The organism is Aquirufa sp. A-Brett2-15D, from assembly GCF_054558735.1.
The window spans coordinates 1,087,239-1,113,596 of record NZ_JBSKFT010000001.1; the positions used below are offsets into that span (position 1 = coordinate 1,087,239).

Annotated in this window: 26 protein-coding genes; 12 read left to right on the plus strand and 14 right to left on the minus strand. The window is 42.2% G+C overall.

Annotated features, from left to right (window positions below):
• Positions 1–4 precede the first annotated feature (4 nt).
• Together cobA and ACST14_RS04820 are read left to right on the plus strand one after the other, a co-directional pair.
• Complete coding sequence (cobA, locus tag ACST14_RS04815; RefSeq protein WP_459461110.1) at positions 5–799, plus strand: uroporphyrinogen-III C-methyltransferase; 795 nt, start codon at positions 5–7, stop codon at positions 797–799.
• The gene (locus ACST14_RS04820; RefSeq protein WP_459461112.1) at positions 789–1,175 is read left to right on the plus strand and encodes a RidA family protein; all 387 of its coding nucleotides are present in this window, start codon (positions 789–791) and stop codon (positions 1,173–1,175) included. Before cobA ends, ACST14_RS04820 begins: the two co-directional genes overlap by 11 nt.
• Before the next feature lies 1 nt (position 1,176).
• On the opposite strand, the gene ACST14_RS04825 is transcribed toward ACST14_RS04820, so the two are convergent.
• Together ACST14_RS04825 and moaA are read right to left on the minus strand one after the other, a co-directional pair.
• A complete protein-coding gene (locus tag ACST14_RS04825; RefSeq protein WP_459461114.1) occupies positions 1,177–2,154 on the minus strand; it encodes a bifunctional heptose 7-phosphate kinase/heptose 1-phosphate adenyltransferase in 978 nt (325 codons plus the stop codon).
• A 15-nt stretch (positions 2,155–2,169) separates the two neighbouring features.
• Positions 2,170–3,162, minus strand: a complete 993-nt coding sequence (gene moaA, locus ACST14_RS04830; RefSeq protein ID WP_459461116.1) for a GTP 3',8-cyclase MoaA — start codon at positions 3,160–3,162, stop codon at positions 2,170–2,172.
• A 37-nt stretch (positions 3,163–3,199) separates the two neighbouring features.
• Here moaA and ACST14_RS04835 point away from each other — a divergent pair, with 37 nt between their 5' ends.
• The 5 genes from ACST14_RS04835 (at position 3,200) to ACST14_RS04855 (ending at position 10,135) form a co-directional block, all read left to right on the plus strand.
• Positions 3,200–3,445 (plus strand): MoaD/ThiS family protein, encoded by a 246-nt coding sequence (locus tag ACST14_RS04835; RefSeq protein ID WP_459461118.1) that lies wholly within the window; start codon positions 3,200–3,202, stop codon positions 3,443–3,445.
• A gap of 34 nt (positions 3,446–3,479) precedes the next feature.
• Positions 3,480–5,267, plus strand: coding sequence for an NADH-quinone oxidoreductase subunit 5 family protein (locus ACST14_RS04840; protein ID WP_459461120.1), 1,788 nt, complete (start codon positions 3,480–3,482; stop codon positions 5,265–5,267).
• The gene (locus ACST14_RS04845; RefSeq protein ID WP_459461122.1) at positions 5,264–6,916 is read left to right on the plus strand and encodes a complex I subunit 4 family protein; all 1,653 of its coding nucleotides are present in this window, start codon (positions 5,264–5,266) and stop codon (positions 6,914–6,916) included. Before ACST14_RS04840 ends, ACST14_RS04845 begins: the two co-directional genes overlap by 4 nt.
• Positions 6,917–6,936: 20 nt before the next feature.
• Positions 6,937–7,821, plus strand: coding sequence for a hydroxypyruvate isomerase family protein (locus ACST14_RS04850; RefSeq protein WP_459461124.1), 885 nt, complete (start codon positions 6,937–6,939; stop codon positions 7,819–7,821).
• Positions 7,822–7,948: 127 nt separating this feature from the next.
• Complete coding sequence (locus tag ACST14_RS04855; RefSeq protein WP_459461126.1) at positions 7,949–10,135, plus strand: T9SS type A sorting domain-containing protein; 2,187 nt, start codon at positions 7,949–7,951, stop codon at positions 10,133–10,135.
• Here the strand turns inward: ACST14_RS04855 and ACST14_RS04860 are convergent.
• From ACST14_RS04860 to ACST14_RS04895, 8 genes are all read right to left on the minus strand, one after another.
• Positions 10,116–10,889 carry an SDR family NAD(P)-dependent oxidoreductase gene (locus tag ACST14_RS04860; protein WP_459461128.1) on the minus strand — a complete coding sequence of 258 codons (774 nt, stop codon included), beginning with the start codon at positions 10,887–10,889 and terminating at the stop codon, positions 10,116–10,118. The two genes, ACST14_RS04855 and ACST14_RS04860, sit on opposite strands and share 20 nt — an antisense overlap.
• 62 nt (positions 10,890–10,951) lie before the next feature.
• On the minus strand, positions 10,952–12,640 hold the full coding sequence (locus ACST14_RS04865) for a tetratricopeptide repeat protein (RefSeq protein WP_459461130.1): 1,689 nt from the start codon (positions 12,638–12,640) through the stop codon (positions 10,952–10,954).
• A 157-nt stretch (positions 12,641–12,797) separates the two neighbouring features.
• Positions 12,798–13,697, minus strand: coding sequence for a PstS family phosphate ABC transporter substrate-binding protein (locus ACST14_RS04870; RefSeq protein ID WP_459461132.1), 900 nt, complete (start codon positions 13,695–13,697; stop codon positions 12,798–12,800).
• A complete protein-coding gene (locus ACST14_RS04875) occupies positions 13,678–13,917 on the minus strand; it encodes a hypothetical protein (RefSeq protein WP_459461134.1) in 240 nt (79 codons plus the stop codon). Before ACST14_RS04875 ends, ACST14_RS04870 begins: the two co-directional genes overlap by 20 nt.
• 68 nt (positions 13,918–13,985) lie before the next feature.
• A complete protein-coding gene (locus tag ACST14_RS04880; protein WP_459461136.1) occupies positions 13,986–14,804 on the minus strand; it encodes an energy transducer TonB in 819 nt (272 codons plus the stop codon).
• Positions 14,805–14,837: 33 nt separating this feature from the next.
• Positions 14,838–15,353: an ExbD/TolR family protein gene (locus tag ACST14_RS04885; protein WP_459461138.1), complete on the minus strand. Its 516-nt coding sequence runs from the start codon at positions 15,351–15,353 to the stop codon at positions 14,838–14,840.
• Positions 15,354–15,379: 26 nt separating this feature from the next.
• Positions 15,380–15,979 carry an ExbD/TolR family protein gene (locus ACST14_RS04890; protein ID WP_459461140.1) on the minus strand — a complete coding sequence of 200 codons (600 nt, stop codon included), beginning with the start codon at positions 15,977–15,979 and terminating at the stop codon, positions 15,380–15,382.
• A gap of 68 nt (positions 15,980–16,047) precedes the next feature.
• Positions 16,048–16,884: a MotA/TolQ/ExbB proton channel family protein gene (locus tag ACST14_RS04895; RefSeq protein ID WP_459461142.1), complete on the minus strand. Its 837-nt coding sequence runs from the start codon at positions 16,882–16,884 to the stop codon at positions 16,048–16,050.
• Between the two features lie 348 nt (positions 16,885–17,232).
• Here ACST14_RS04895 and ACST14_RS04900 point away from each other — a divergent pair, with 348 nt between their 5' ends.
• Positions 17,233–17,565 carry a DciA family protein gene (locus ACST14_RS04900; RefSeq protein ID WP_459461144.1) on the plus strand — a complete coding sequence of 111 codons (333 nt, stop codon included), beginning with the start codon at positions 17,233–17,235 and terminating at the stop codon, positions 17,563–17,565.
• Here the strand turns inward: ACST14_RS04900 and ACST14_RS04905 are convergent.
• Genes ACST14_RS04905 through ACST14_RS04915 form a run of 3 tightly spaced genes read right to left on the minus strand, consistent with a single transcriptional unit; the run spans position 17,540 to position 20,098 of the window.
• On the minus strand, positions 17,540–18,679 hold the full coding sequence (locus tag ACST14_RS04905; RefSeq protein WP_459461146.1) for a glycosyltransferase family 87 protein: 1,140 nt from the start codon (positions 18,677–18,679) through the stop codon (positions 17,540–17,542). The two genes, ACST14_RS04900 and ACST14_RS04905, sit on opposite strands and share 26 nt — an antisense overlap.
• Entirely contained in the window at positions 18,672–19,442 is a 771-nt protein-coding gene (locus ACST14_RS04910; RefSeq protein WP_459461148.1) for a polysaccharide deacetylase family protein, read from the minus strand. The genes ACST14_RS04905 and ACST14_RS04910 overlap by 8 nt, the downstream gene beginning before the upstream one ends.
• Entirely contained in the window at positions 19,439–20,098 is a 660-nt protein-coding gene (locus tag ACST14_RS04915; RefSeq protein WP_459461150.1) for a glycosyltransferase, read from the minus strand. The genes ACST14_RS04910 and ACST14_RS04915 overlap by 4 nt, the downstream gene beginning before the upstream one ends.
• A gap of 137 nt (positions 20,099–20,235) precedes the next feature.
• On the opposite strand from ACST14_RS04915, the gene ACST14_RS04920 reads away from it, so the two are divergent.
• Genes ACST14_RS04920 through ftsZ form a run of 4 tightly spaced genes read left to right on the plus strand, consistent with a single transcriptional unit; the run spans position 20,236 to position 25,574 of the window.
• Positions 20,236–21,141 (plus strand): S66 peptidase family protein, encoded by a 906-nt coding sequence (locus ACST14_RS04920; protein ID WP_459461152.1) that lies wholly within the window; start codon positions 20,236–20,238, stop codon positions 21,139–21,141.
• A gap of 41 nt (positions 21,142–21,182) precedes the next feature.
• Positions 21,183–22,709: a YifB family Mg chelatase-like AAA ATPase gene (locus ACST14_RS04925; RefSeq protein WP_459461154.1), complete on the plus strand. Its 1,527-nt coding sequence runs from the start codon at positions 21,183–21,185 to the stop codon at positions 22,707–22,709.
• A gap of 53 nt (positions 22,710–22,762) precedes the next feature.
• Entirely contained in the window at positions 22,763–24,244 is a 1,482-nt protein-coding gene (locus ACST14_RS04930; protein ID WP_459461156.1) for a M20/M25/M40 family metallo-hydrolase, read from the plus strand.
• A gap of 52 nt (positions 24,245–24,296) precedes the next feature.
• A complete protein-coding gene (ftsZ, locus tag ACST14_RS04935; protein ID WP_459461158.1) occupies positions 24,297–25,574 on the plus strand; it encodes a cell division protein FtsZ in 1,278 nt (425 codons plus the stop codon).
• Here the strand turns inward: ftsZ and ACST14_RS04940 are convergent.
• Positions 25,560–26,324, minus strand: coding sequence for a copper homeostasis protein CutC (locus ACST14_RS04940; RefSeq protein ID WP_459461160.1), 765 nt, complete (start codon positions 26,322–26,324; stop codon positions 25,560–25,562). The two genes, ftsZ and ACST14_RS04940, sit on opposite strands and share 15 nt — an antisense overlap.
• Positions 26,325–26,358: the final 34 nt, after the last annotated feature.

Below are 26,358 nucleotides of genomic sequence, written 5' to 3' on the forward strand. Positions count from 1 at the left end.
TCCTATGAATAATTTAAGCCATTTCAGAAAATTAGAACCCCACCCGAAATTAACGGTGGTGGGCGCTGGTCCGGGTGATCCGGAGTTGATTACCTTAAAGGCCATCAAGGCTATCGCGTCTGCGCAAGCGGTTTTATACGATGCTTTGGTCGACAAAACCTTATTAGAACACTGCGCTCCTGCCTGCGAGCAGATTTATGTGGGCAAGCGTGCGGGAGAAAGTCATTCGCAAGAGGCGATAAACACCTTAATCGTAGAAAAAGCCTACGCTTTAGGTCATGTGGTTCGTTTGAAAGGTGGGGATCCGTTTGTGTTTGGACGTGGTCAAGAAGAAATCGAATTCGCGCGCGGCTTCGGTTTGCTGACGGATTATGTTCCCGGTATTTCATCTTCTTATGCCGCTCCTGGTTCAGCAGATATTCCGTTGACGATCAGGGGAGTGAACGAAAGTTTTTGGGTGATGACGGGGACGAAATCGGATGGATCATTGACTGCTGACCTAGCCCTAGGTTTACAATCCTCTGCTACCTTAGTGATCTTGATGGGAATGAATAAATTGAAAGAGATTTCAGATGTATGCCAAAGCATGGGCAAAGGCGACATCTCCGCCGCGATCATCCAAAACGGAACGATGAAAAATCAACGAATTGGTATTTCTGCCGCCGCTGATTTAGCTTCTATGGCTTCGAAAGAAGGCTTAAGCAATCCAGCCATCATCGTCATAGGCGAGGTCGTACGCCACGCGAAGCCAGAATTATGGAAACAAATTTCGAAAATTAGTAAAGAAAATGAGCAATAGAATTAACATCTCCAGCGGTTCCCCTTTCGAAGATACCTTCGGCTACTGCCGCGCCGTAAAAACAGGAAATCTGATAGAAATTTCAGGAACTGTTGCCTTAATAGACGGCGAAAAAGTGACGGCGGACGATTTATACGCTCAAACCTACAACATCATCGAGCGCATTGCGGTCGTTTTAGAAGAAGCAGGTTCATCTCTAAAAGACGTGGTTCGCACGCGTATTTTCACGACGGATATTTCCAAGAATTTAGACATAGCACGAGCACACGCGCATTTCTTTGGCGACATCAAACCTACTACTGGGATTTATGGAATTTCAGCCTTGATCGCTCCGCAGTATAAAGTGGAGATTGAGTTTACAGCTTGGGTGGGATAGACTAAATCTTCCCAGCCTCCCGCTTCAGCAACTCCACATCGATCGGAACTACGCCCAGCGATTCACAGACTAAGCCTCCGCCTAAATTAGCGAGCTCTGCGATTTGCTTTGCCGTTCCACCTGCTGCAAGTGCGCAAGCGGCGATAGAAATCACCGTATCTCCTGCGCCTGAAACATCGGCGATTTGTCGAATGTGCGCTGGAATTTGAATTTGGTCTGTATTGAAATCCATATAAACGCCGCGCTCTGACATCGTCACGAATAATCCCGTGAAGGATTGCGCCGCTTTAAAATCAGCGACAGTTTTCGCGATATTCTCTGGGTTTGTTGCTGATGCATCTAAGCCCAAGCCTTCCTGTAATTCGTGTAAATTTGGTTTGAACAAGGTCGCACCCGTACAGGCAAAGAAGTTCTTTTTCTTCGGATCGACGACTGTGGGAATATTTTGATCAGACGCTAATGCAATGATTTCTTGAATCAGTCCGCCGCTTAAAACCCCTTTGTCATAATCCTCAAAAAGCACCACATCGACTTCGGGCAACCAAGCCTTTACTTGCGCCAAAAGAGCTTGCGATGAAGCAGCTGAAATGGGTGCCTCTGTTTCTGAATCTACTCTGATTAATTGCTGAGATCCAGCAATAACGCGTTCCTTAATCGTGGTAGGACGACCTTTCTCCACAATAATACCGGCTGTAGATAAACCAGCTTCTTGTAGAATACCTTGCAAGGTTTCTCCCGTAGCATCATCCCCTATAACAGAGCAAACCATAGGCTTAGCCCCTAAGCTCGAAATATTCAAGACCACGTTTCCGGCCCCACCTAAACGAGATTCCCGTTTTACGACATTGACCACGGGCACAGGAGCTTCCGGCGAAATGCGATTCACCTTTCCCCAGGTATAGGCATCCACCATTAAATCGCCTATCACGAGAACGCGAAGGCTGGAAAATTTCTCAATCAGGGTTGATAATGCGCTCATATGTAACCTCCTATTTTATCCTCCTATGCTGGTCATCGATTCAGTGATGACTCCTTTTCTATTTTTTTCTGCTTCAAATCCGTCCAAAGAACGCGCCTTAAACAAAGTCATTAATTGTATTTTAATCTCCTCATCGCTTACTCCCCCACGAAGATACGCCTTCAAATCAAAAACGCCATCATCGTAAAGACAAGTCTTGACTTGACCTTTGGCAGTTAATCGAATCCGATTACAAGTCCCACAAAATGTCCTACTGAAGGCCGCAATAATGCCCACATTTCCTTGAAATCCAGGAATTTCGTAGGTTTTCGCTGTTTCACCAAACAAAAATGGCCTCGCCTTCAAATCCGGAAATTGCGAGCGAATACGTTCTAAAATACGCACATGGTCCCAAAATAATTTCTCCTCCACTAAGCCCGAACCATTAAATGGCATCTCTTCGATAAATCTCACTGAGACTGGGTGTGTTCTAGCAAACTCCGTTAATTCAATAATATCCTCCTCATTTTTGCCGTGCATCACGACAGCATTTATCTTTACTTGGAAACCGGCTTGAATCAAGCGAATCAAATTATCATATACTTTGGCAAAATCATCCCGCCGCGTAATCTCCTTAAAGCGATCGCGGTTAAGTGAATCCAAACTCAAATTGATGTGACGAACACCCAGCTTTTGCAAAGTCTCAATATAGTCGCCGATGAATACGCCATTCGTGGTAAGACAAATTTCGAGATCTTTCAAGCCCGCTAAATCGGTCAGAAAATCTACTAATCCATTGCGAACAAAAGGCTCTCCGCCGGTAATGCGAACCTTTTTAATCCCCATTTCGTGCATAATCCGAGTCAAACGAAACATCTCCTCCCAGCTCAATAACTCGCGTTCCGGTAGATAGTTAATCCCCTCTGCCGGCATACAATAGGTGCAGCGCAGATTGCAACGATCCGTCACCGCGAGTCGTAAATAACTCAATTCGCGGCCGTGATTATCAAAAAGCTGAGGATTATCCAATATATTTGCTTAATTCTTTCCAAAGGTACAAAAAACGATGTCAACCTACCACATACTTCTCTTCGGTATTTGCCGCGATTTGTTAAAGTCGTCCACGATTTCGATCGAAAAAGAGGGAGCATGCACCGTAGGGGATCTTTTACAAATCGTGCGATCGATGCATCCTGCTTTGGAAAAACTACCCTCCTTACGACTTGCCGCCGAACACCGCTTTCCAGAACCGGATTTTATCCTCTCAGAAAGTATGGAAATTGCCTTAATTCCACCCGTGAGTGGCGGATAATCCGTATATTTGTTATTAAATCTTTACAAAGTCTATGGGATTAAATCTCCTGTTTCTTGGAGTGCTATTACTGCCTTGGGCGTCTGCTCTGTTAGTGGCGATTTTCCCAAAACCCATCGTATCGATTTCCCTGTCTGCTTTATTTAGTGCGGCAGCTCTCTTTTTCGTCATTAACACCGGAAACAATTTCAAAATCGCCTACACCTGGTTTAACCTGGGTAGTCAGGAGATTAACGCAAGTTTTTGGGTCAATTCCTCTGCGCTGTTCGTACTCGGATTAGTGGCTATCGTTTCCTTCTGTGTTCAGTTGTTTTCCAAATCCTATCTAGCTAAAGACCCATCCATCGGCCGCTACTACCTGTATTTACACCTATTTGTGGGTGCGATGACGCTTTTAGTCGTAACGGATTCTATTCTTATTTTCTATGGGGCTTGGGAATTAGTGGGAGCGGGATCGTATTTGCTGATTAGTTTTTGGCATGAAAAACCAGCCGCGACTCAAGCTGCTAAAAAAGCATTCTTGATCAACCGCTTCGGAGATATCGCCCTTTTATTCGGTTTAATCGGACTCGGTCTTCATTTCAATACTTGGCAATTTTCCGAGATGCACGGCATCGCGCCTACCCTCATCGGAATCGCCATTATCACCGGAGGTATCGCAAAATCGGCGCAATTCCCCTTCATGTCATGGTTACCGGATGCGATGGAAGGGCCTACTCCAGCATCTGCCTTGATCCACGCAGCCACCATGGTGGCGGCAGGAGTTTTTGTGGGGGTGCGCGTTTTCGGTATCACGAGTCCAGAAACCCATCTATTTATGGCTGTCATCGGTGCCATCTCCTTTATATCAGGTGCCATTTTTGCCCTGTTCCAGAACGACATCAAAAAGACCCTCGCCTATTCCACCATCTCCCAACTAGGTTTAATGTGGATGGGAATGGGTTCTGATGCCTCTTTATTCCATCTATTGACCCACGGTATTTTCAAAGCCGGCCTATTTTTAGCGGCCGGAGCCGTCATTCACACCGTGCATTCCCAAAGCCTAAACGACATGGGTGGCTTGCGAAAAAAAGCTCCGGTGGCGGCTTTTGCCTACCTCATTTTCGGTGCCGGATTAATGGGATTACCCCTTACCGGCGGATTTTATAGCAAGGAAAGTCTAGCTGGCTACTTGTATGCTAACGAACAATTCGAACTGTTGGGCGTTTTAGGAGTTGGTATGGTGCTAACGAGTTTCTACATTAGCCGACAGTTTTATTTGATCTTTATGGGGCCGTTGAAAGAGGGTTCTCCAGAGAAAAACATAGCTTTAAACCTCCCCATTAGGCTATTAATTATAGCTAGTTTATCCATTTGGTTCTCGCTACATCCATTTGAAATGCGTAGCTACGCATTCCTAACCATATACCGCATTCCCTCCTTTTGGTTGTATATCACGGCGGGGACTTGGATTTTGGGAATTACCGCCACCTATTTCACACGACATTGGATTCCTTCCGGAAATTATCAGTTTTTGCCTCGTTTTTGGCCTTCCTTATTCAGCCTTATTCGCTGGAAAAGCAGATCAGCGCAAGTATTTGAAACACAATTCATCGATCGCTTCGTGAATGGAATTGCCGCCATACAAGTAATTATAGCCCACCTAGCCGCCTGGTTCGATCGACATATCGTGGACGGTATTTTAGTGGGTGGAAGTACAAGCCTGAGTGCCGGAACTGGAAAAATTTTAAGTCGCTGGCAATCAGCCAAAGTCCAGAATTACTGGACTATGATTATTGTGACATTTGCCTTATTTTTACTTTACGCTCTTTTATCTAAATGACGAATTTACCCCTCTTATCGCTATTAATTGGATTGCCTCTATTGGGCGCTTTCGTCCTTGGAATGGGGCAATTAAAAGAGCAAGCGAGAGCCCTGGCGATTGGGCTATCCACCATTCAATTAGGGCTTCTAGGCTATATTTATTCAGCATTCGATAAATCCTCTGGCTTATTTCAATTCAATGAATCTCATAATTGGTTCTCGATCTCCCTAGGATCAATGGGACAATTTATGACCAAATACACCCTCGGAATCGATGGATTAAGCATTTCATTAATTCTTTTGACCGGATTAATTACCTGGGTAGCACTTTGGAACTCCACTGAAATTAAAGAAAAAATAGGAGGCTATTATGCCTTAGTCTTACTTTTAAATGCCTCTTTACTGGGGTGTTTTTTAGCTAAAGACCTCTTCTTATTTTATGTTTTCTTCGAGTTTATGCTTTTACCGATGTATTTCTTAATCGGAATTTGGGGAGGACCACGTCGCAATTACGCGTCTTTAAAGTTCTTTATTTACACCCTAGTAGGTTCACTTTTCATTCTGGTGGTGATGTTAGGCATGGGCCTAGCCTATGTGGATCCCTACGAAACGGCCTTATTAAATGGGCTAATTAGGCCAGAACAAAGCTTTAATATCGATGCTTTGAAAGCCGTTCAGCTGATGGTTCATTCACAGGAATTAGCGACTTCATCGCTGGTTCACAGTTTTGATATACAGGCATTAACGGATTATAATAATTGCCAAATAACCAGCATCCTACACATTAGCTCAGGCTGGCAACTAGCTGGAATGAGCGCGCGGGAATGGGGATTTTGGCTCTTATTCATCGGATTCGCCATCAAATTACCGATGGTTCCCTTGCACACCTGGTTACCCGATGCCCACGTCGAAGCACCTACACCTATCTCGGTTTTATTAGCTGGTGTTCTACTAAAAATAGGAGCCTATGGTTGGTTGAGAATCACCATTCCCTTTTTTCAAATAGAAGCCCTACTGGTAGCCCCCATTTTAGCAGGACTAGGAGCACTTTCTATCATCTATGGTGCTTATAATGCCCTTGCGATGAAGGACTTAAAGAAATTAGTGGCCTACTCGTCCGTATCCCACATGGGATTTGTGCTCCTAGGAATCGCAGCTTTTACAGCAGAGGGATGGCAAGGGGCTATTTTCCAAACCATCTCCCACGGTATTTTATCCGCTTTGTTATTCCTACTCGTGGGCGTTCTGTATTCACGCACAGGCGATCGGGAAATTGACTCTTATTCCGGCCTGGTGACGCTTATGCCGCGATTCACTCTCATCTCAGGCATCGCCATTTTTGCCTCTTTAGGCCTTCCTGGGTTCTCCGGATTCATCGGGGAATTCTTTAGTTTGATGGGCGCGTTCACAAGTCCATTTTTACACCCCGCTTTCGCTATAATCGGAGCCTTGGGCTTATTATTAGGTGCGGGTTATTTATTATGGGCATTCCAAAAAATCTATTTGGGAAAACTCTACCTAAAAAACAACGAGTGGTCTTTGCCCGATTTGAATAAATTAGAATTATGTAGTCTTTTTGGTCTAGGAATAATCAGTATATTGCTAGGCGTTTACCCGGGCTTATTATTTGAACTCAGTGAAAAATTCGTTACCGGATTTCTAAAATAAACCTATTAAAATATAAACCTATGGAAAACAAATTCAGCCGCAGAGACATCCTAAAAAGCTCAGCAGGTTTCGCTGGTCTAGGCATGATGGGCAATCGATTCACGGAAGCCGACAAACAAGTGGGCCTTGACCTAAAAGGGAAAGTTCAACACTCCGCTTGCCGCTGGTGCTATAATGATATTCCTTTTGAGGAATTAGTAGTGAATGCTAAAAAAATCGGCTTAAGCTCGATCGAATTAACGGGTCCAGAAGAGTGGGAAATTCTTAAAAAACATGACATGACGGCTGCGATCGGCTGGGGAAAATACCCGGAAGGCATGGGTCTACCGAACTTTTTCAACAAGGTTTCTAACCACGATGCACTCGTTTCTTTCTACGAAGATCTCATTCCACGTGCAGCGAAAGCAGGCGTTAAAAATCTGATTACCTTCTCCGGAAATCGCAATGGCATGAGCGACGAGCAGGGTTTAATGAACTGTAAAAAAGGACTTCAGCGCATCATGAAGACGGCAGAGCGCCACGACGTCACGATCTCGATGGAGTTATTGAATTCCAAAGTAAACCACAAAGATTACCAAGCTGATCATACGGAATGGGGTGCTGTGCTTTGTGAAATGGTGGGTTCCAATAAATTCAAATTACTATACGACATCTATCACATGCAAATCATGGAAGGGGACGTAATCGCTACCATCAAGAAAAATCATCAATATATCTCTCACTACCACACGGGCGGTGTTCCCGGTCGTAACGAGATAGATGAAACACAAGAACTTCAGTACGCCGCTATCGTTCGAGCAATCTACGACACAGGATACAAAGGTTATATTGGGCAAGAATTCGTTCCAGCCCGCAAAGACAAGATGGCATCTTTAGAGCAAGCGGTAAAAATCTGCGATATCTAAAATTATCTAGTCATTGATAAAAACGCAAATTGCTCCGGGTGAGTGGTTTGCGTTTTTTATTTATCAGGTAATTGGTAATCAATTTATTCGAGTTGCGAGCCTATGCTTTTCTCCCCTATTTCGGGGCATGAAAACGCTCTTTTTCCTTTTCCTTAGTTTCACCACCTTTGCACAATGTGCTAGCATTAGCATACAACCCCTCGCCCAAATCACCTGCGAAGGCGATTCCATTCGTCTTCTCTGCCTAAATTCAGGAGGCACCTACCAATGGGAAAAACGCCGACCCACGGACTCTAAATTCACCAGTATTACGAACGCGCGGGCGACCCGATATTCCTTTCTCGCTGGCGGAACCACCCATCCGACGGGATCCTATTACCGATTAAAGATTACCTTAGGTAAGTGCATTAACTATTCTGATTCTGTCCTAGTAGTTCTTCGAAAAGCTCCAGTCATAGCTGGCTTAACCGTTTGCGAAAAGGCGCGCGTTCCACTTTCATCTTCCTATTTCTGGACGGTCAATGGTCTTGCAGTAGATTCAGTTATAGCTGCACCCTTATTTAATGGGGCTAAACTGAAAGCCTTTGCTAGTTTCGCTAGGCTACCTGCCGGAACCTGCGTTCTGGCGTCTAACGAAGTTTCCCTCACGGTCACCTCGCTACCAGCTGCCCCTAGCCACGCAGTCAAACTCGTCAAATCCTGCGTAGACCTTCCCTTCTCCTTGAATGCAACCGGCTGTTCTCCTTCTTTGACTTTTTGGTATACTGCTGCCGGCACTAAAGTAGGCGAAGGCAGTCGACTTTCATACGTAAGTTCCGACAGTTCCATTTTTCGAGCCTCTTGCGTTAAATCGGGATGCGAAGGTCCCTTGTCTGCAGGTGTAAAAACAGCGATCTATCCCATTCCCGCTCCGCCATTGAACACCTCTTCTACTTATTTTTGCTCTGACGTTTCTTTCTCTTTACAAGCGAGTGGAGGATTGAATAACATCTGGCATGAAACGGAATCATCGAAATCGAGCCTCAGTACAGCAACTGCATTATCAATGAAGGCCATTCGAAATATTGGTTCTGAAGATTCCCTATTCGTCCGATATGCATCTGTCAAAATAAACGATTGTGAGAGCGCGCGAACCCCTGTGCCCATTCGCATTAAACCACAGCTGGAAATCACTCCCATAACTACGCTTACTTTGACAGGCGAAAAAACACTTACGCCGCCACTGATGCAAATCCACAAAGGAAGTCCTCCCTACCGAATCTCCTATACCTCCACGGCAAAAAGCCCTTTCGGCCCCTTTAGCTCCAGTGGATTTCTCTACCGTAGCGTCATCGATTCCCTCGGCTGCAGCGCAAAAGACACAATAATTGTTTCCTATGTGCGGAATGGACCCATCATTCATCATTTAATGGCTACCACTGAAACCAATTGTCTGAGTGCTACTTATCGAATAAGAATTAGTGGATGTCCTTTGAAAACCTCCGCACTTAGTTCGAGTAAACGCTACGAATCCCCTATTGCTGATTTTACATTAACAGGAGGCAATTATAGCTTTCTCTGTAATGATGGAGAAACAGATACATTGCTATTGAATTTACCCCTTCTGAAGCAGCCTATCTCCCTGGTTCGTAAATCCTTTACCGGAATTATTTGTGATGTAGATAGTGCTCAGATTAGTCTAGTAATAGACCCTCCGATTCGTTTTGTAGGATGGGAGAGAGATGGCCACCTATTTTCAGTGGAAAAAGCAATGAATGGAATTCTGCCTGCAGGTGATTATCAATCCGTCATGGAGGAGAATGGTTGTTTTTATCGTTCGGAAAAAATCGTTCTGGAAAAGAGGCCTAATCCCTCAGCACCCTTTCTAGAAAAAATGGGAGCCTATTTTATGAAAGTTCGTGCTGTGGGCATCCCCGAATGGCTCATCGACCAAAAACGCTCCAGCGATACAGCTTCATTTCGAAAAATCACCGAAGGCCGCGAATTCTATGCGAGGGCAAAATACCGCTATCCTACACGCGAATGTTTTTCGGGCTATTCCAATGTCATTTATGTGGATCAGCCTCCCACCTATGAGTTCGTTGCCTACCCCAATCCAAATAAAGGAATCTTATCTATCGAGATCGCCTATGAAACAGAAAAAGCAATACTCTACTTATTTGATTTAAAAGGCAAATTGCTAGATTCAACAGAAATAAAAAATTCCAGCAGGATGATGAACTGGGATATTTCCCGTTTCCCTGCTGGAACCTATGTACTGAAGCTGATCTCTGATGGGATCAGTCAAGAAAAAACTATTCGTAAATCCCTTTAGCGATTTTTTCGGAAATTGCTTTAGGGGCAACCCAAGCTAAAAAGGCACCTAGTTTGTTTATAAAGCCAGTGATAACCTCTTGTTTCTTAGCAAACATGCCATCTACGGCAATTTTAGCCACTTGTTCTGGGGTCATTGTTATCTTCTCTGCCGCTTTACTTGCTTTTTCTGGCAAGTTAGCACGGTCATTGAAGTTCGTTGTGGTAGCACCTGGGCTCACGGCTGTCACCGTAATTCCTTTGGCCTTCCATTCATGAAATAAGCCACGAGAAAAATTTAAAACAAACACTTTAGAAGCTGCATAAACACTCATTAGAGGAATCGCCTGATAAGCTGTCGAACTAGCAATATTCAACACATAAGCCTGCCCCTTACCGCTTAACATTGGGTAGAAGCGGTGACAGGCTTCCACTAAGGCGTTCATGTTTACTTGCATCATTTTTTGAGTTTCTTCGAAAGAATAACTTTCAAATTCCCCCACTAAACCATAACCCGCATTATTGACCAAAATCCGAAGATCGATCTGCTTGTCTAAAACCCATTCATATAGAGTCGAAATAGCTGACGAGTCCGCTAAATCCGACACTAAATAATCCACCTCTAAGGAATACTTTTTCTGAATCTCTTCTTTCACCATTTGCAACTCATAAGAATTACGAGCAACCAGTAAAAGATTATATCCTCTTTCTGCTAACTGGATGGCAATCTCTTTGCCTATCCCTTTACTTCCTCCTGTAATTAGTGCGTATGACATAGCTATAATGAAAATGAAAAAAGCCGCCCGTTGAGCAGCTTTTTTCGATGTTTAATTTCCTCTTACTTTTTAGGAGCTGCCGCGGCCGGAGCAGGATTTAAATAGTCATTGACATCTTTATCATCCGTTTTTATTTCCTGAGCTTTGGTAAAATAATCTCTCACTTTTGTGTCATCCTTCGTCACTGTTAAGTGATAACCTCCTAAATATTTATAAGCCTCAAATAATTGATTCTTATCTTCTTTTAAAGCCGTAGATTTTTCTTCTCTTAACTTTATCACCGTTTCTAAAAATTTCTCATAGTGAGAAACTCCTAACCACTTAGTGCCTGTATAATCAATTAAGTTATTAGCTCTAGCTCGGTTAATGTAGAATGGAGGCCATTTGTCATTTACTGAAATCGCCTTAGCAAATAAGGTATCTGATTTCATGGCAATTAAAGGGCGATTCAATGTATCTGCTCTTGGAATAAAGGCAGAAACAAAATAATAATCCATCGCAGCCTTGAAATAATCTCCAGAACCTACAGCTTGATTTTTCTTTTGCTTCCAATCGATACTTTTCAATGCAGCATTTGCTGCGTCATTATAACGCTTTTGCTTGTAGCGAATATCGTGAATAATGTTGTACACATTATTGTTCGTATCTAAGGGAGCGGCACGCTCTAAATAATTTAAAGCAACCGAATCTTTACCTAAACCTTGATACCCTTTTCCAAAATACAAATCATCCATATAATATGGCTTCACACCAGAACGAACCATACCTTCCAAGTTATCAATACCTTGTTGGTAATTTTTCATTTCGACATGCGAATAACCCCGCATACGGAAGATATCATTATCTTTCACACCCTTCTTATCTGCCTCATCTGTGTACTTCATCGCACCTTCATAATCTTGAGATAAGAATAATAATTTAGCCGTTTCTAAAGTCACCTCAGGTGTAGCCTCCGCTTTCTCTAAGTACTTTCTGAAATAACGTGATGCATTTTTATATTGCGCACCTACGATCAAATACTCGCCATAACGCTTGTGTGCAGGAGCATAATTCGAATCTAAATCGATCGCCTCTTTATAACGTGATTGCGTCTCGCGGTAATTTTTACCACGTAAGAAAACCGTTCCGATCTTCACTTTTGCTTTCACATTTCTAGGATCTTGCATTAAGGCCTGCTCATAAGATGAAACCGCATTACCTCCATCATTCTTGATTAAAAATGCATCACCGCGAACAATCATTTGCTCCGCGTTAGGACCTTTCTTTGTTTTCTCTAACATTAAGTCGATCAAACGAATCGCTTCCGCAGGGTCATTATTGTTGGCATTGAATTCAGTATCACGTCCTAATTTATGGAACATCTCATACGCCTCCGCTATGCGGTGAAGGACATCGCCATTTTTGTATTTCGTTTCTTGTAAAATACGGTCAAAATCCACTTTCGCCTCATTTACCTTGTTTTGACCTACTTTAATCGTAGCTAAACCTACTTGATTTAAATAGTTTTTAGGATCTGCTGCTAGGCCTTTTTTGAAAGCATCTTCAGCTCCAGCCCAATCTCTGCGAGATAAAAAGTAGTAGCCTAAAAAATAGTAGTTTTCACCGGTAGGAGAAGCAGTTACTAAGCCTTCAAAAACTTGCTTTGCTCTGCTAGGTTGATCGCGATCAATTAAGTGTAATCCTTCTGCGATAGTTTGTCCCATTGCCATATTGGTAATCAATAAACTAATTACCAATATTAACGATTTCATTTTCTTCATTTTGTTTTTATAATTAATAGCTAATGATACTTTTACTAGGCCTCGAACACCGAAATGTCCAATTTTATACACTTAAATTAAAATCATACGAACAACAAAAATAAAACTATTCTTCAATTTTCCCTAACCTAAGCTAGATAAAAAAAGACTATTGACTGATTTGATAGGTTCGAATCGTGATAGGTCGGGTCAAAGGGATTAATCCTGCCTTCAAAACAATCAATTGACCTAAGTCCCCAGACACGTAATTTAAGAAGCCCGTTCCTAAACCTTGATGTGCTTCCTTGATAATATATTTGATTTCCCTGCGCAAAGGATATTTTTTCAACGCTAAATTATAGCCAAAAGGCTGCGTATAGGGCATCCCCTTCCCTTCTGCTACTGACATAACGTGAATGGAACGAATGAAACCTAGTGAAGTGGGATTATCTCCATCACTAATCCAATTCGAACCAATAATTCCAATCGAATTAGGATTATTTTTCACCTGATTGATCACTTCTGGGTTAGAACCTGCGGCCACTACTCGTAATTTCTCCGCACTCGAAATCTTTAATTTATCTAGTAAAAATTTCAAATTGCTGGAGTTAGCTTTATCTACAAATAAGGTATATTTCGTTGAAGTTCCCACGATCAATTCCCTTAAATCAACTAAAGTAATGAGTGTATCTGAATTAGCCTTATTAGCTAATAAGGCGATGCCATCAGCAGCAATATTAAAACTGCGGTAGGTAATCGCTTCCCTAGTAAAAATTTCTTTTTCTGAAGGCGTTAAGTCCCGTGACACCACTACCCCTCGAATTTTGTCATTTAGCATATCTGCAATGACTTCATTTTCAGGACTAAATTTATACTTGATTTTAGCGTAGTGATACTGCTCTTCAAAAGCTGTTTTTTCTGCTTTCATCAAAGGCTCAAAAGATTCATCTACACCTAGCGTAATTTCTCCAATCGTAGCAGAATCTGTAGGTCCCTCCTTTTTATCTGAGGAACATTGAAACAGGCAAAGTCCTAAAAGAACTAAAAAACTATTTTTGATATTCTTCATCCTCATCATCTGTAGAGTTAAAATAGGCATAGGCTCTCCAAATTCGAAAACCTCCGTAGGCCATAAAAAGTATTCCAAATAAAACAACAGTAGGTATGCCAAAGTTCATACCTAAGTCAAATTCCGAATAGAAAGCAACATACGTGCCTACAAAAAAATAAGCAAATGCCACAATTATTCGAAAAGTAACATTAATCCAAACAGCAACTGGTCTTTTCATATTCTTTAAAAAAACAGACCTGCTAAAAATACATTCAGCAGGTCTGTCTATGATTAAGCATTTCTATCTTACTCCGATAAAACGAACGTAATTGGTTGAGTAAAACGAGATCTAACTGCACGTCCAGACTGTTTACCAGGATTCCATCTTGGCATAGACTTGATTACGCGAACAGCTTCCTCATCACAACCGAAACCAACTCCCTTCAAAACTTGTACGTCTTGAACAGAACCGTCCGTGTTTACAACGAAAGAGACGAATACTCTACCGCCTACGTTTGCACGCTGAGCAGCAGATGGGTATTTCAAAGTTTTACCTAAGAAACGTGCCCAAGCACCCGATCCTCCAGGGAATTCAGCTTGCTGCTCCACAGCTGTAAAGATTTCATCTTCAGCTGGTCTAGGTGGCTCAACAGGTGCTGCTTTACCCGCATCTGGATCTACTGGTGGTTCATACGATTCCGTCTCACCTTTCACCGTTTCCGATGCGGTATTTCCTTTCACCTCTTCAGGTGGAGGCTCCGGCTTCGTTACCTCTTCATCATGCTTAATTTCAGGAGGTAAGAATTTCGTCGTAGTCACCTTAGGAATTTCCTTGGGTGGTGGCGGTGGTGGCGGTGGAGGCAACTCAACCTTTTTAGGTGGAGCAGGCTTGTCCAATTTCATTACTTCAGCAGTCACCTCAGTCTTATTTTCTGCAGCGGCAGTTAACTGTTTCCAGAAAGCTGCTAACAAAAGAGCACCGACAAAGAGTGCAGAGCCTAGTAACACGGACCGCTTCATTACCTTAGGATATCTCGTTCTAAGATCGAAGGCACCGTATTCACGGTTCTTGTTTCTGAAGATAATATCGTCTAAAGTAGCATCTTGGCTTATTACTTGTGACATAATATTCGTTTAATTTAAAATTAATTTATACCCTTATTTTCCTGATCGTTTAATCAATGCCTCCGTATCCGGATCGATTTCTAACAAAGCATAACGCTTATTATTAGTAATCGCACATTCATCAAGCATGTCAATCATGTTGCGATACTTTGCACCTTTGGTTGGCTTGATCACGATAGTAAAATTATTACCCACTTTCGCTTTCAGATCCGCGATAACCTTGCGAATTCCTGTCTCCGAATAGTTAGTAACTTGCATTACTGTACCTGCTTCAGTAGGGATACCTTGGTAATAATACACCTTATTTGCATCTGGACACACGGTAAGTGTTTCCGATAATTTAACAGGTGATGTTTCCTTCGTATCCGTTTTATCAGGCATGTTTAATTGCATGGTAACGGGCTTTGCTAACGTCGTTGTTAACATAAAGAAAGTAATCAAAAGGAAGCCTAAGTCCACCATAGGTGTCATGTCGATTTTAGTCGACATTTTCTTACTGCGCTTCTTTCCGCCTTTCTTCCCGCCACCGGAGCTATCTATTTCTGCCATTTCTTTTTGTAATTAAAAATGAAAACTTATTTCGGTTTATTTTCCGGTCCAGTTACTAGTTGGAAGATATTGATATTCTGAGCCTGCAAAGTCCCGATGATATCGGCAAACACTTTGTAGTTAGATTCCTTATCTCCTTTGATAGCAACTTTCAACTCTGGATTAGACAATTTCGCATAACCCACCCAATACGAAAGCTCGTTATTAGATGAATCAAGTGGAATCCCCTTGCTTAGCGCTTTCGCTTCTGAAGGTTTCATATTTAACACCTGACGCATTGCACCTAGAGGATAGCCTACAATTTCCGAAGACATAAAATTCTTCTTCATTTCAGCCGTTACAGCGATTCCATAGCGATTAGCCATACGCTCTAACATAAATTCTCTCGCCTGCTGATCATCAGTTGCTAAATAAACGCCACCTTCGGGTGAAACACTAACCATCAGCATACCATCTTTTATGTTCAGAGGTTTCTCTGAGATAGAAGACGGAGGAGTGATCGTAACTGCCTCTTCTGGACGGAACTTCGCGGTTAACATGAAGAACGTCAAAAGAAGGAAAGCCACATCACACATCGCTGTCATGTCGAGTGAGACACTATGTCGTTTAGCTTTAACTTTTGGCATAACAATTATTTTTTGAACGGTGAATAAAATTGAATGAAAGGGCTAAAGCCCCTAAATCAGTTCAAATATTAATTGTGATGCGTAGCGTAGTTTTGGTTAACACTTAAGCCGATTTCGTCGATGCTGTAAGTTAACTCATCAATTTTCGCTGTGAATACGTTGTATGCGATGATACAGATAGCAGATGTACCGATACCTAATGCCGTATTGATAAGAGCCTCAGAGATACCATTTGCTAAAGCGGATGAATCAGTTGATCCACCTGAGTTACCTAATGACGCAAAGGCCTTAATCATACCAATTACCGTTCCTAAAAGACCGATCAAAGTTGATACCGATGCTAAAGTTGCGATGATTGTTAAGTTTTTCTCTAACATTGGCAATTCTAATGAAGTAGCTTCTTCCACTTCTTTACTCAATGCAGCTAATTTTTGCTCTTTATCTAAAGCTTTCTCCGTAGTTAAAGCCTTGTACTTATTGATTGCAGCTAAAGTTACATTACCTACAGATCCTTCTTGTACTTTACAAGCTTTCAAAGCAGCTTCTACATCATCTTTATCTAAAGATGCTTGTACTAAACGTACGAATGCATTCACATCACCTTTTCCTTTTGCTTTACCGATAGTTAATAAACGCTCGATGGAGAATGTTAATGCTGTTAAAAAACAAGTCATTAAAACTGGTACAATAACACCACCTTTGTAAACTACACCAAAGTAGTCTCCTGGAAGTGGGTGTCCTTCGTTAGTTCCACCTTCAAAGTGAGAGCCATCACCCATCACAAATGTGTAGATTGCAATTGCAATTACGAATAGAATAATTAGAATTAAACCTGCAGACATACCTCCAGATTTTTTTTCGGTTGCAGCTGGCTTAGCAGCTGGCTTTGGTTGTTGTGTACTCATTAGTTTGGTAATTTGGGGTTAAAGAATTATTTTTTTTAATAACACTTGTAGAAAATGAGGCGATCGTAGTTTTCATAGTTACACTTTCGCTTTCTTTTTCAGTAAAGGCAAAAGTAATAGAATTCTAATATAATTTTCATCCTTTAAATAATCATTATAGGGTTATGAGCAGGTCACAGATAAGGGACTATTGTACTAATCCGATATTTTCTTCAAATAACAGATATTTTTAGGGTACTATTTGGGGATTATTGAATTATAAAAAAATTAAAAAAAAATTAAATTTTGTTTAGAATTTCCTGATTAAACGTAATTAATGGCTTAATTTTGGAAGTCAAAAATAGCATAATGATCGATTCCCCCTTCAATCCTACAGGTCCCAGAGCTTCCACCAGAAGTAAGGATAATATGAGCCTGAAAGAAGCAATCGAATCTCTATTACGCGTATACAAGCTGCAAAACAAATACGACGAAACTTATATTGTCGCTCATTGGGAAGAAATTATGGGCAAACCCATTGCAGCACGCACGACTAAAATCTTTATTAAGGATAAAAAACTCTTTTTAGGCCTAGATTCCGCCCCATTAAAGAAAGAGCTTTTGATGGCCAAACAAAAAATGATCGAGCTATTGAATAAAACAGCTCAGCAGGACATTATATCTGAGGTTGTTTTTCTCTAAACAGATCCCAGGCTAACCAGATCCATACACCGAATAAGGGCAGAATCATCAAAGCCAGAGGATTAATAAATTCATTCCTTATATAGGCTGGGAATAAATCCGTAGGAGAAAAACTGGAAATCAATAAGGTGAAAATCAACATCGCCCAACGCGCTTTTGTTTTTTCCCCTAAAACAAACCAGATTCCAACGGCTGGAAATGCCATCACTAAGGTAGGGGATTCTGTGCCTGTACTCGCTAACATAATATATAGAAGAACGAAAGCTAAAATGCGTAATCTAAAATCGGGATCAGACCATTTTTTAGTTTGGAAGAACAAATAGACATTCAGGATCATAGAAGGAATTAGGAACCAAAGATTCGAGATGTTCGGATCGCCTGTCCAGCGGCGAATCATCCCCATCACGCAAACGTCCGTGCGAATGTTTTTGATATTTTCATTCAACTCGTTTTTATGAGCTAAAATTCCCATCCAATCTCGGTAGGTTTGCATTCCGTAATCGAATCCGCCTAAGGCCAAAGGAATAAAACCAATCACCAGCATCCAGAAAACGAAGTAGGCGGCGAAACGGAGACGATCTTTGGCAAAGAAGAAAAAGGCTAATCCAACTACCCCATACAACTTAATATAGATGCCTAAAACGATCCAGAGCGTCGCCCAGAAATAGTTTTTATTCTCTACACAGATGTAGGACCAGAGAATTAAGGCCAAACAAATCGCATGAAATTGCGTATTTAAAAGGGCCGTAATCGATGAATTCAGCACAATCCAGGCGATCGCCACCCGCTTATTCTCCAGGATAGGCAGATGCCAAAGCGTCACAAATAAGACCACCGAATTCAATATATTCCACAAAATCACGCTGGGGCCATCACTGAGCATAGAAAATGGGGCCATTAATAGAGAGAAAATGGGGCCGTATAAATAGAGGTCAAAATATTCTTTGGGGTATTCTAAATAGAGCGGCATACGGCGCACGAAATGACCGAAACTTGCTTTGAAAATCTGAAAATTATTGATGTGAGAATGAACAGCGCTCAGCGAAAACTGTTTCCAGCCCGTTACTAAACCTGCTAATGCCCAAATAATCAATAAAGTGGATTTCTTATTCATGGTTTTCCAGCATTTGGGCCATCGTCGTAAAATCTCCCTCCCCTTTCATTTGGCCTAAAAAAGAACGCAATTTATCTCGCAAAGGTCCATTATGCCCTCGCTTAACGTGTCCTGGCAATGGATATTTACTTAAATCTGCAAATTCCCATGGATGAAAGTAGATATTCAAAAAGCCTTGCTTGCGCAATGTTCGCTTCGCTAACAACGTATATATCCAGAGGGGGAAATTTTTAAATGCGAGCCAAAATAGGGGAATCCGCAACCAAGGGCTAACCGATGCAGGCACATTCCACAATCCTTTTTCGAAAAAGGGTTGGGTTGGTTTATCGCGGTGATCATAGCGTCCCGGAATCCAAGTGGGATTCAAGGAAGAATGGTAGGCATAACCCGCCTGTAAAATCTCACTCTCTTCCACATATTGCATTCGAGCCATTCGAAAGCCAGTGACGGGTTTTTCGCTCAATTTTTCCAATAGCTTTTTAGAACTTAAAAGGTCTTTAGACGCATCAAAATGACCATGATAATAGCCATGAGACGCTAACTCGTGCATCGGATTCAACTCTTTTATCCATTCTACGTTGTTTTCCGCATATACCCCCGTACAAAAAACGGTCACCGGAATACCCGCCTCCTCCACTATCTGCATAAAATGCGCTAAGCCCTCACGAGATATCGCTAATTGCTCTACCAAGGGAATCGTCATTCCGTATTCCAATGGAATATCGCATTCTTCTACATCAATGGTAATCAGAATTGGGTTCATTCTTTGCGGCGAAATAGAATGGTGGTGAAATTATACAATTCCGTCATAATCGTCTTCGCGCGCATTGTCGAAAAAACGATACCTTCTCTCGCTTGTACGTAAATCCAGTGAATGCGAATATCTGGGTTTTTGGAAGCCAAAACTAAAAATTCCATATCAAAAAGAAAGGCGGGAATCCGCGTCTGTAAGAAGATCTCTTTCCCTTTTTGATTAAACCCTTTCAAACCCGATTGTGTGTCCTTTACTTTCAATTGAGGGAAAAATAAATAATTCATCACCTTCAAGGAAAGGGAAAATATCTTACGCCCTAAAGGCAATTGATCATAATATTGCTCATCGCGAACCCCTACCACGACATCAGCCGCATCTGTGGATAATAAGTGGAACATATCCACGGCATTCTCGATTAAATAAGGGTAATCGGCATCGGTATAGATGACCCATTTACCCGTAGTTTGTCGAACTGCATCTCGTAAAGCGCCTCCTTTACCCTGATTCACAAGAGAATCAATATAGGTAAAACGGTTTATTCCCCGCTCTAAAAGCGCTATGTCTTCCGGGCGAATACCTGATTTGCTCCCATCATTTACTAAATAAAGTTCTATCGAAGTTTCGGTAGGAATGGCCTCCTTAAACAGGGTGTAATAATGGAGCAATTCTTCCGCCCATCCTGGATGCGGATTGTAAATAGGATGAACAAGATTTAAATCTGCAGGGGCGATAAGAATAGCTTTTTTACAATATTACGAAATTTAGCCCTTGAGGATCCTAAAAAAAAGCAGATATTTACAGCATGACTCGGATAATTCCCCCGTATTTACAGCCTGGTGACGAAGTGGCTATTTTGTCCCCTGCCTCTTTTCCTGCGTCCGAAAACTGGAAGCTGGGTGTAGAGGTGTTAGAAAGCTGGGGACTTCGTGTGCGCAAAGCGCCTAATTATTTAGCTCGCCATTTTGGCCTTGGTGGAACGGATGAGGAGCGATTAGCTGATCTTCAACAGATGTTAGATGACCCCTCGATTAAGGCCATTTTTCCTATTCGTGGGGGATATGGATCTTCTCGTTTGCTGGATTCGCTGGATTTTTCAGGGTTTATTTCGTCTCCCAAATGGATCGTGGGTTTTTCAGACATTACGGCACTTTTATGTGAAGTAGATCACTTAGGTTTTGCAAGCATACATGGGCCTATGCCGCATAATTTTTGCCAAAAAGGCGGAGAATCCGCATTGCAAAACTTGCATTCCTTATTATTCGATGGGGCGCTTTCTTTATCCGCTGAGGCGCATCCCTTGAACCGATTTGGTGAAGCCTCCGCGGAAATCATCGGTGGAAATTTATCCCTTTTATGCCACCTAGTGGGTACTTCGACTTTCGCATCTACAGATGGCAAGATTCTATTCATCGAAGAAGTAGGTGAACGTTTATACCATGTTGACCGCATGTTAGTACAATTAAAAAGAGCGGGATATTTCCAAAACCTAGCTGGATTGATCCTTGGCGGCTTTACCGATTGTAACGAGGCGAGTTTGACCATCGGAAAAACGGCCTACGAATTAGTGGCAGAACATACTGCAGGGACTTCATTTCCCATTGCCTTCAATTTTCCAGCTGGACATATTCCGAATAACCAGCCCTTGATTTTTGGGGTAAAAACCAAGTTCTTGGTAAATTTTGACGGTATCCAATTAACTGATATTTAATTCGGGATCGTTCGATTAACATTGTGTCCTAAACGACCACTATGTTAGCGAAAACTTTTGGCAGTGCCCTCGTGGGCATTCATGCCTCCATTATTACCATCGAAACCCATGTAGGACAAGGCTCTAAATGTTACTTAGTGGGCTTGCCTGATTCCACCATAAAGGAATCCATTCAACGCGTGGAATCTGCCATCAAACAAATTGGTTATTTCTTCCCCCGAAGAAAAGTCGTCATCAATCTGGCTCCAGCTGACGTCAGAAAAGAAGGATCAGGCTACGACCTCCCCATTGCACTCGGGCTGCTTCAAGCCTCTGAACAGACGAAGATGTCTAGCCTTTCCGACTATTTAATCATGGGAGAACTGTCCTTAACGGGTGAAATTAGACCTATTAAAGGTGCTTTATCCATGGCTATCGAAGCTAAAAAACAAGGCATCAAATCCCTCATGCTTCCGCGGGAAAATGCGATCGAAGCCGCCTTGATAGAAGGTCTAAACATATATGCTATGGATAATTTGCGGGATGCGATTCGTTTCCTGCACGGACGGACACAAGCTGCCGTAAAAGCACCTCCCGCTCAGCCAGAAATAGTGCATTATGAGGACGATTTCTCCCAAATCAAAGGTCAAGAAAAAGCCAAGCGAGCGATTGAAATCGCGGTTGCTGGCGCACATAATCTACTCCTGATAGGGCCGCCGGGAGCGGGTAAAACGATGATGGCGCAACGAATCCCCTCCATCATGCCTCCCATGAGTCTCAGCGAAATTATCGAAACCACCCAAATCCATTCCATCGTAGGGAGGTTAAGTTCTGATAATCCCCTCATAACAGAGAGGCCCTTTCGAGCACTTCACCACAGTATTTCGGCCACCGCATTAATCGGAGGCCGCACAAACCCGCAGCCAGGAGAAATTTCCCTTGCCCACCAAGGTGTGCTATTCCTAGATGAACTACCTGAGTTTCAACGTAACGTCTTAGAACTATTAAGGCAACCGCTAGAGGAAAGGAAAGTACCCATTTCTCGTGCACACGGAACGGTGGAATTCCCCGCTAATTTTCTCCTCATTTCTGCCATGAACCCTTGCCCTTGTGGTTATTTTCATCACCCTGATAAACCTTGCACCTGCAAACCTTACCAAGTGGACAGATACCTACACCGAATTTCTGGCCCCTTGCTGGATCGAATCGATATGCATTTAGAGGTATTCCCCCTAAAATACCCAGACATGTTTAATGACCAAGCTAGTGAATCAAGTTCATGCATTCGAGAACGCGTGATTATGGCGAGAGAAAGACAAAAAGAACGATTTCATCAGCATCATACTATCCGAACTAACGCAGAGATGAATTCGGAGCAAGTAAAGGTGGTTTGTAAACTAGATCTCGTTTCATCGTCCTTACTGCAAAATGCCATTGAGAGGCTGCAATTGTCGGCCCGCGCCCATGATCGAATTTTAAAAATGGCTAGAACGATTGCTGATTTAGCCCAATCATCCGAGATTCAAAGCAAACATCTAGCGGAAGCAATTACCTACCGAAATTTAGATCGGGAAAATTGGTCTGGCTGATTGTGATTTTACGCGAAAAAAGCTAAATTTAAAGAGTTATTTAAAAATCCCACATGAGAAAATTAACCCTTGGAATTTTAGCGCTTTCTTTATCACTTTTTACATCTTCTTTCGTGTCTATTGAAGGAGAGGATGATTTGAAAGATGTTTTCAAAAAGATTAAAGTAGAAGTTGATTTGCATTCAAAAGCATATAGTTCACTTGAAGACGCTTGCAAGACCATAGGGCATCGATTAACGGGTAGCGAGAAAGGAAAAAAGGCAGAAGAATATGCTTTTCGTTTGCTGAAAGAATATGGGTTTAAGGATACTAAATTCCAAGGATTTCAAGTAGAAGCATGGGCGCGTGATACGGTTACTTTGTCCATCGCTCCGCCTAAATCAGATGATTTTAGGGAAGTTCCTGTCGTTTCTTTAGCCATGACTCCTGTGGATGCTAACATTCAAGGAACCATTGTAGATTTAGGGAACGGTTTAGATGCCGATTATACAGGCAAAGATGTCAAAGGAAAAGTTGTTTTAGCGAACATTGGATTATTAGAGGCAGCAGCCGGAACAAAAAATCTACATCGATCCGAAAAAACGGCTTTAGCCATTCAGCATGGTGCGATGGGAGTCATTTTCGTTAATACAGTAAAAGGCCAAGTCTTATTAACAGGAACTGCCTCTGTAACAGGAAATTTAATCAGTATCCCTGCCGTATGTATTTCATTAGAAAATGGCACAGAAATTAGAAAATGGATGAAAGATCAACCAGGCTTGTTAAGTTTGATTGAAATGCATAATGTGAGCAAACCGATTAAGGCCCGTAACGTGGTGGCGACATTAAAAGGGACAAGCACGAAATTAAGAAAAGAAAAAATCGTGATTGGAGGCCATTTGGATTCGTGGGATTTAGCGACAGGTGCCATCGATAATGGTATTGGATCTTTTTCAGTACTCGATGTAGCCAGAACCTTTAAAGCTTTAGGTTTAAGCAGTAAGCGTACGATTGAATTTGTCGCCTTCATGGGAGAAGAAGAAGGTTTATTAGGTTCGAAAGCCTATGTGGAGCGTGCGAAGAAATTAGGGGAGTTGGATGAAGTAGTTTACATGATTAATTTAGATATGACGAATGATGTCCATGGTTTTAATGCGGGTGGACGCGATGAGATGATGTCTATTTTGAAATCAATTGGGGATCAGATAAAGGCTATTGATGGGGATTTTGGCAATCATTTAACGAATTCTCCTGGACTACATTCTGATAATCAGACGTTCTTAATGGAAGGTATTCCTGCGGCAGATCCGATGGGAAAACTGGCGCGCAATGTATTAGATTGCTACCACGCAAATTGCGATGATTTTAGTTTAGTCAATAAAAAAGAGATGGAAAATACCGTGAAATATACCACGATGCTGCTATATGGTTTAGCCAATGCGGAACAAATTCCAGCTAAAAAATTAGACTTCTATTCGACTAAAGAATTCTTCATCAAACATAACCTACGCCATGAACTAGAATTAGGAAATGAATGGCGCTGGGGAAATGATTAAATTATTGCATATTTCTATTATTTTTACATTTAAGAACATTTGACCTGATACAATGAGTAGCGAAAATCCATCCTTTTTTGACCATCAAATCGAAGTAGTGCCAGAAACATCCTTTAAGTCTATCATCAAAGTGATCGGAATCGGGGGCGGCGGATCCAATGCGGTGAAGCACATGGATAACCTGAAGATTAAGGGTGCTGATTTGATTATCTGCAATACAGATTCTCAAGCTTTGGCATCTAGTTCAGTTAAAACTAAAATTAAATTAGGAGAACAAGGTTTAGGCGCAGGGACTGACCCAGAAGTGGGAAAGCAAGCGGCTATGGAAAGTCAAGAAAAAATCAAGGCTGTTCTTTCTAATGAGACTAAAATGGTTTTCATTACGGCTGGTATGGGTGGTGGAACAGGAACGGGTGCTGCACCGGTTGTTGCCGAGATCGCCAGAGACCGCGATTTATTAACCGTAGCGGTGGTTTCATTCCCCTACAATTGGGAAGGGAAAGAGAAAATTCAATATGCAAGAGACGGGATTGAAGAACTAAAGGAGTATTGCGATACAGTTTTAGTGATCATGAACGATAAAATATCAGAACACTACAAGGATTTAGCGGTAAAACACGCATTTGCGAAAGCGGATGATGTATTAGCAAAGGCAGTTAAATCAGTGGTAGATGTAATTGCAAAACCAGGCGATATCAACACGGACTTTATGGACGTGAAAAAGGTGTTAACAAACGCCGGTCAAGCGATGATGAGTTCTGCTTTAGGAACGGGTGAGGAAAGAGCGAAAGCGGCCATTGTAGAGGCTTTGAACTCCCCCTTATTGAACTCCCAAGAAATCAAAGGTGCTAAGCGTATTCTCGTGACGGTTTCGACTAGTAGCGAAAAGGATTTATTGATTTGGGAAAAAGATGCGATCATCGAATACCTAAACGAACGAATTGATGCGCAAGCGGATATGGTGAAATTTGGATTCTCTACGGATGAAGAGTTAGGGGATGACCTTTATTTAACTGTGATTGCAGCTGGATTCGAACAAGATTCGAGCGGAATGGATGGCGGAATGCGCAAAATGGTGAAGCGAATGGCTCCTGTATTCTTGAATCCTGGGGATAGTGTAGAATTAGATGGCGAATTAGAAAGCGGCGCGTCTGTTTCTGTAGATTCTGAGGAAGCTCGTTTTGCTCAAATGATAGAGAAGTTCAAACACGGCTCTATGTCGGATGCTGAATTCAAAATACCTACCTACAAGCGTACAGAAGTAGGTTTATACGATATTTCTACCATGCCAGAGAAAGCATGGCAAACAACGGATTTATTCGCTGAATAATTCTTGAATTTTAGAGATAGCCGCTCGGATGATTTCTTCGCTCGAGTAGGCTACCTCAAATTCTGAAATCTCCGCTACCCCTCCCATGGATATTCCCGGACGTCGGTATTGCATTTCAGAATTTCGGACCGTTCTAGCGCTTAAGTGAATAGCACTTACCCCGATTTGAACAAAGTCCAAGCAATTCATTGGATTTACCCCACTTCCTGCCATGATTTGAATACGACCTGTAGAGGCCGCTACCATTTCGGCTAGATTTTCAATTCCATCTAAGGCTTTATTTTTGCCTCCCGAAGTTAAAATCCGATCAAATCCGATCGAAATTAATTCCTCCATCACGCCTAAAGGATCCCGCGATACATCAATGGCGCGATGACAAGTCAATTCCCGATCACCGGCAATTTTTCTAAACGCCTTCATGAATTCCACATCTAAATCCCCCGATGGCAATAAAGCACCTACCACGATTCCGTGAACTCCTTGTGCCACTAAGGAACGAGCCTCAGCTAACATCGTTTGCTTCTCCGCGGAATCGTACACAAAATCCCCTCCTCTCGGACGAACCATCGCATGAATCTCTAAAGAAGTCGATAATAAGGCTTGTTCTACTAATCCCGCACTCGGAGTTGTTCCTCCTTCCCAAGGGGATGCACAAAGTTCCACTCGCTGCGCACCTGCTCGATCTGCTGCTAAACAGGAAAATAAAGAATAAGCACAAACTTCAACAGAAACAGGGGTTGAATTAGCCATAGAAGGTAGATTAAATCAAGGTTTTGATAATTAA

What these genes read in the sequence shown, in the direction of transcription:
- cobA (WP_459461110.1), top strand. Translation starts at nt 5, where the DNA reads ATGAATAATTTAAGCCATTTCAGAAAATTAGAACCCCACCCGAAATTA.
- ACST14_RS04820 (WP_459461112.1), top strand. Translation starts at nt 789, where the DNA reads ATGAGCAATAGAATTAACATCTCCAGCGGTTCCCCTTTCGAAGATACC.
- ACST14_RS04825 (WP_459461114.1), bottom strand. Translation starts at nt 2,154, where the DNA reads ATGAGCGCATTATCAACCCTGATTGAGAAATTTTCCAGCCTTCGCGTT.
- ACST14_RS04835 (WP_459461118.1), top strand. Translation starts at nt 3,200, where the DNA reads ATGTCAACCTACCACATACTTCTCTTCGGTATTTGCCGCGATTTGTTA.
- ACST14_RS04840 (WP_459461120.1), top strand. Translation starts at nt 3,480, where the DNA reads ATGGGATTAAATCTCCTGTTTCTTGGAGTGCTATTACTGCCTTGGGCG.
- ACST14_RS04845 (WP_459461122.1), top strand. Translation starts at nt 5,264, where the DNA reads ATGACGAATTTACCCCTCTTATCGCTATTAATTGGATTGCCTCTATTG.
- ACST14_RS04850 (WP_459461124.1), top strand. Translation starts at nt 6,937, where the DNA reads ATGGAAAACAAATTCAGCCGCAGAGACATCCTAAAAAGCTCAGCAGGT.
- ACST14_RS04855 (WP_459461126.1), top strand. Translation starts at nt 7,949, where the DNA reads ATGAAAACGCTCTTTTTCCTTTTCCTTAGTTTCACCACCTTTGCACAA.
- ACST14_RS04860 (WP_459461128.1), bottom strand. Translation starts at nt 10,889, where the DNA reads ATGTCATACGCACTAATTACAGGAGGAAGTAAAGGGATAGGCAAAGAG.
- ACST14_RS04865 (WP_459461130.1), bottom strand. Translation starts at nt 12,640, where the DNA reads ATGAAATCGTTAATATTGGTAATTAGTTTATTGATTACCAATATGGCA.
- ACST14_RS04870 (WP_459461132.1), bottom strand. Translation starts at nt 13,697, where the DNA reads ATGAAGAATATCAAAAATAGTTTTTTAGTTCTTTTAGGACTTTGCCTG.
- ACST14_RS04875 (WP_459461134.1), bottom strand. Translation starts at nt 13,917, where the DNA reads ATGAAAAGACCAGTTGCTGTTTGGATTAATGTTACTTTTCGAATAATT.
- ACST14_RS04880 (WP_459461136.1), bottom strand. Translation starts at nt 14,804, where the DNA reads ATGTCACAAGTAATAAGCCAAGATGCTACTTTAGACGATATTATCTTC.
- ACST14_RS04885 (WP_459461138.1), bottom strand. Translation starts at nt 15,353, where the DNA reads ATGGCAGAAATAGATAGCTCCGGTGGCGGGAAGAAAGGCGGAAAGAAG.
- ACST14_RS04890 (WP_459461140.1), bottom strand. Translation starts at nt 15,979, where the DNA reads ATGCCAAAAGTTAAAGCTAAACGACATAGTGTCTCACTCGACATGACA.
- ACST14_RS04895 (WP_459461142.1), bottom strand. Translation starts at nt 16,884, where the DNA reads ATGAGTACACAACAACCAAAGCCAGCTGCTAAGCCAGCTGCAACCGAA.
- ACST14_RS04900 (WP_459461144.1), top strand. Translation starts at nt 17,233, where the DNA reads ATGATCGATTCCCCCTTCAATCCTACAGGTCCCAGAGCTTCCACCAGA.
- ACST14_RS04905 (WP_459461146.1), bottom strand. Translation starts at nt 18,679, where the DNA reads ATGAATAAGAAATCCACTTTATTGATTATTTGGGCATTAGCAGGTTTA.
- ACST14_RS04910 (WP_459461148.1), bottom strand. Translation starts at nt 19,442, where the DNA reads ATGAACCCAATTCTGATTACCATTGATGTAGAAGAATGCGATATTCCA.
- ACST14_RS04920 (WP_459461152.1), top strand. Translation starts at nt 20,236, where the DNA reads ATGACTCGGATAATTCCCCCGTATTTACAGCCTGGTGACGAAGTGGCT.
- ACST14_RS04925 (WP_459461154.1), top strand. Translation starts at nt 21,183, where the DNA reads ATGTTAGCGAAAACTTTTGGCAGTGCCCTCGTGGGCATTCATGCCTCC.
- ACST14_RS04930 (WP_459461156.1), top strand. Translation starts at nt 22,763, where the DNA reads ATGAGAAAATTAACCCTTGGAATTTTAGCGCTTTCTTTATCACTTTTT.
- ftsZ (WP_459461158.1), top strand. Translation starts at nt 24,297, where the DNA reads ATGAGTAGCGAAAATCCATCCTTTTTTGACCATCAAATCGAAGTAGTG.
- ACST14_RS04940 (WP_459461160.1), bottom strand. Translation starts at nt 26,324, where the DNA reads ATGGCTAATTCAACCCCTGTTTCTGTTGAAGTTTGTGCTTATTCTTTA.